At 52.6% G+C, this 4,289-nt stretch carries 5 protein-coding genes; 2 read left to right on the top strand and 3 right to left on the bottom strand.

Going from position 1 to position 4,289, the window contains the following annotated elements; all coding sequences use genetic code 11:
- From H8Q75_RS07245 to H8Q75_RS07235, 3 genes are all read right to left on the bottom strand, one after another.
- Positions 1 to 300 (bottom strand): GUN4 N-terminal ARM-like repeat domain-containing protein (locus H8Q75_RS07245; RefSeq protein ID WP_297041001.1); only part of this gene is annotated, 300 nt, incomplete at its 3' end.
- Positions 276 to 821 (bottom strand): D-glycero-beta-D-manno-heptose 1-phosphate adenylyltransferase, encoded by a 546-nt coding sequence (rfaE2, locus tag H8Q75_RS07240; RefSeq protein WP_024124676.1) that lies wholly within the window; start codon positions 819 to 821, stop codon positions 276 to 278. The genes rfaE2 and H8Q75_RS07245, both read right to left, overlap by 25 nt.
- Positions 805 to 1,674 (bottom strand): branched-chain amino acid ABC transporter permease, encoded by an 870-nt coding sequence (locus H8Q75_RS07235; protein ID WP_024124677.1) that lies wholly within the window; start codon positions 1,672 to 1,674, stop codon positions 805 to 807. Before H8Q75_RS07235 ends, rfaE2 begins: the two co-directional genes overlap by 17 nt.
- 343 nt (positions 1,675 to 2,017) lie before the next feature.
- Here H8Q75_RS07235 and H8Q75_RS07230 point away from each other — a divergent pair, with 343 nt between their 5' ends.
- Positions 2,018 to 3,094 carry a glycosyltransferase family 4 protein gene (locus H8Q75_RS07230; protein WP_024124678.1) on the top strand — a complete coding sequence of 359 codons (1,077 nt, stop codon included), beginning with the start codon at positions 2,018 to 2,020 and terminating at the stop codon, positions 3,092 to 3,094.
- A 59-nt stretch (positions 3,095 to 3,153) separates the two neighbouring features.
- Positions 3,154 to 4,289 (top strand): glycosyltransferase family 1 protein (locus H8Q75_RS07225; protein ID WP_297041000.1); only part of this gene is annotated, 1,136 nt, incomplete at its 3' end.

Here is a 4,289-nt window from a genome sequence, read left to right as displayed (position 1 = left end):
TTCTTGATAGTCCACCCCGCGATCGGAGCGCAGCGGAATCACTCCTTGGGGATAGTGTTGTTGTAAAAAGGCTTGAACAGAAGCTTCTGGGCTCTGGAATAGAAGACGATAAGCTTGACCGCGAATCCAAGGGGCGGATGGGGGGGAAAAGGTGGCACTGTCTTTGAGGAACTCCTGTAGGAGGTGATAACCTTCACTGCCTGCCGTACTCAGGGTGGTAATGGCGGCCAGTTGGGACTTTTCGTTACCGTTGTACAACTGCTCCCGTAAATCGGCTAAGGCTGGTTCTGTGGTGACCATGCGCTCGGTGACTCCTCCCCATGCAACTCTAAAATGCGTTGGACAATCGCCGTTGTTGAACTGGGAACCTCTACTTGAATGAATTCAATGCGACCACCATAGCGCTGCACAGCCGCTGCTTCTGGTAGGGTCTCCAGTTGGTAATCGCCCCCCTTGACGTAGATCTCCGGTTGGAGAACCTCGATCAGGGTTGTGGCAGTGCGATCGCTAAATAGCACCACCGCATCTACTGATCGTAAACTAGCAAGCACCTCTGCCCGCTGCTGTTCGGGAATAATTGGCCGTTTTGGCTTGAGGGCTGCCACCGAGCGATCGCTATTCAAGCCCACCACCAAGCGTTTGCCCAGGGCACGGGCTGCCCTTAGATAGCGCACATGACCCGCATGGATCAGGTCAAAACAACCATTGGTCAATACCAAAGGACGCCAATCTTGAGGCGCAGCATTGATAGCAGCAACAAGGGTTTCAAGGGTGTAAAGGTTCAGGGGACTTCTCCTAGGAACGCTAACTGAGTGTGCCACGAAATAGCCCTTGGGGCCGCACTAAAAGCACCGCCATCATGATCACGAGGGCAACAGCCAGCTTGTATTCAGAAGGGATTATTAGTGTACTCATCTCTTGAGCAACACCAATAATCAAGGCGCCAGCGATCGCCCCGTAGGGATTGCCAATGCCACCAAGAATCACACTGGCAAAAAGGGGCAAGATCAAAAACCAACCCATGGTTGGCCGCACAGCGGTCATCAGGCCATAGAGACCCCCAGCCGCCCCCGTGAGCACCCCTGCCAAGAGCCAAGTACACAGCACCACCCACTCAACATCAATCCCAGAAACCCGCGCCAAGTCGAGATCATCAGCTACAGCTCGCATGGCTTTGCCTACCTTGGTGCGTTGTAGGAGCAAATGCACAGTGGCGATCGCCACCACCGCCAAAATCATTACAATCACCTTCGAGTAAATAATTTTCACACCCCAAAAATCAAGGGCAGGCATGACTGGTAGCCGATAGGTTTGGTTTTCACTGCCCCAAAGGAGAATCACGGCATTGCGCAGCAGAAATGAAAGACCAATGGAAATAATAATCAGAGTTGTTGAGGTTGCGCGGCGATCGCGCATCGGCTGCCACAGGAGCTTCTCACTCAGGAGCATCAACCCCGCCGTCCCCAATCCCCCAATCACCATTGAGAGCCAAATATTCAGTCCTGTTGCATTGGCTACCAATGTCAGGTAGGCTCCCACCGTCATGAAATCACCATGGGCAAAGTTGGGGAGGCGCAAAATCCCAAACGTGAGCGTTAAACCCACGGCTGCAAGGGCAATAATACTCCCCACCGCCAAGCCATTAACAAAAAGTTGAATCAGTTGAATATCCATGAACGATTGCGACTAAAATTTTAGGAAGTGCAAAGTGGACAACGCCTGTTCATAGAATAGCGATCAGAGGAGTCTTTTCAGGATACCTTTTTCTCTGATCAAGAAAATTACTCTTCTCTGAGAAAACTCAAAGTTAAATAGTAGATTTTATCACGCCTTAAACTAACAAAATGTAGCGATAATAACAAATAATAGTACGGATTTCCGAAGTTTCAGGTAGGGATTTACCCCCTTGGTCTTTCTCAATGAGATTGCGTACCGTTGAGGCAGCCATGCTACTGAGTCAATCGCGCGATTAGCATCAAGGCATCGGTGACGAACCGTATTGTTCGAGGAGGCTTGTATGCGCATTGCTCAAATTGCCCCCCTGTGGGAACGGGTACCGCCGCCAGCCTACGGGGGTGTGGAGTTGGTGGTGAGTCTGCTCACGGAAGAATTAGTCAAGCGAGGGCACGAGGTCACCCTGTTTGCCAGTGGTGATTCAATTACCCAAGCCAAATTGGTTTCTACCTATCCCCACGCCATTCGCCTTGATCCCAATGTGCAAGAATATGCCGTCTATGAAGCTCTTCAACTGGGAGAGGTCTTTAGTCGCGCCGATGAATTTGATGTCATCCATTCCCATGTGGGCTATACAGCTTTGCCCTACGCCAGTCTAGTGAAGACACCGGTTGTTCACACCCTCCATGGTCGCTTTACGACGGATAATGAGCGCATTTTCAGCCAATATCGCAACCAAAACTACGTCAGTATTTCCCATTCCCAGCGGCAACTACGGGACTTGAACTACCTTGCCACGGTTTATAACGCCATTGCCGTGGAAACCCATCACTTCTATCCCCAGCCCAGCGATCCGCCCTATCTGGCCTTCTTGGGACGGCTTTCTCCCGAAAAAGGCCCTCACCATGCCATTGAAATTGCCAAACGGGTGGGTATTCCGCTGCGGATAGCAGGCAAAGTGGACCGGGTCGATCGCGACTACTTCAAGGAATTGATTGAACCCCACATTGATGGTGAATTTATCCAGTTCATCGGCGAGGCGGATCATCCGACTAAGAATGCCCTCCTTGGGGGGGCGATCGCCATGCTCTTTCCGATTACGTGGCAAGAACCCTTTGGCCTGGTCATGATTGAATCCATGGCAGCGGGTACGCCAGTGGTGGCGATCGCCAAGGGAGCAGCCCCCGAAGTCATTGAGCATGGTAAAACTGGTTTCCTCTGTCACTCCGTCGAAGACTGTGTTGCTGCCGTTGCCCAAGTGCCGCAACTGGACCGCAGGGCCTGTCGAGACTACGTTTGGCAGCGGTTCAGTGTTGAGCGGATGGTGAGCGAGTATGAAGCAGTCTATGATACCGTTGTCGCCAATACCTTTGTCCATAATGGACATCGTAGGGGAACAATTGAACTGCTAGCCAGTTAGGTGTCCCCCTAAACCCTTTGCAAAAGTCTTTCTTTGACCGCTATTCAAAAGGTGTATTTATGCAAGCATTATCAACCCGTACAGCAAAAAATACACTTCCTCGGGCCTTTGCCATGTCCCAGCCGCAGGTACCTGCCCGTCAACCCATTGCCTTGATTTCTGTTCATGGGGATCCCGCCGCTGATGTCGGCCATGAATCCGCCGGTGGTCAAAATATCTATGTACGGCAATTGGGGGAAGCCCTAGCGGCAGCCGGGTGGCACGTGGATATGTTTACCCGCAAAATCCATCCCGATGACCCCGATGTGATTGAGCACAGCCCCCACTGTCGCACCATTCGCCTAGAGGCAGGCCCTCTGAACTATATTCCTCGGGAAAAGCTCTTTGAGACCCTACCCAAGTTTGTCGAAGCCTTCAAGGCCTACCATGCCAAGTATGGCTATCCGCTGATCCACACCAATTACTGGCTCTCCGGCTGGGTGGGTTGGCAGTTGCGTCAGGTATTGAATTTTCAATGGCTACACACCTACCACTCCTTGGGGGTTGTCAAATATCAGGTGGCTTCTGAGCAAGCCCAACGGGATGAAACCCGCCTCATGGTCGAAAAAGCCATCCTTGAAAATGCTGACTGCGTGATTGTGACTAGCCCCCAAGAGGAAGCCTATCTGCGGCGTTGGGTCTCCAAGGCAGGGCAAACACGCCTGATTCCCTGTGGGACCAATTTGAATCTCTTTTACCCCGTCGCCGATGCCCGTACCCAACTGAGTTTGCCGGCTGATGAGCCGATTGTTCTCTATGTGGGTCGCTTTGATCGTCGCAAAGGGATTGAAACGCTGGTGGCAGCAATGGCTCAGGTACCCCAAGGGCGGTTACTGCTTGTGGGGGGGAGTGATCCGCAGCGCAGCGATGGTGCCGAACGGCGGCGCATTGAAGGATTGGTGCAGGAGTATAACTTGGGCGATCGCGTCACCTTTGTGGGACAAATTGACCACGAGCGCTTGGCGGTCTACTACAGTGCTGCCAATGTCTGCGTTGTGCCCAGCTACTATGAACCCTTTGGCTTGGTGGCCATTGAAGCAATGGCCTGTGGGACGCCGGTGATTGCTTCCGCTGTTGGGGGTCTGCAATTCACGGTAATTCCCGGGGAAACGGGGTTACTGGTACCGCCTCAGGATGCCACCGCCTTGGCCAATGC

The organism is Thermosynechococcus sp. OHK43, assembly GCF_014466085.1.
Classification (GTDB): domain Bacteria; phylum Cyanobacteriota; class Cyanobacteriia; order Thermosynechococcales; family Thermosynechococcaceae; genus Thermosynechococcus.
This window is presented reverse-complemented; position numbering and strand designations above follow the sequence as displayed.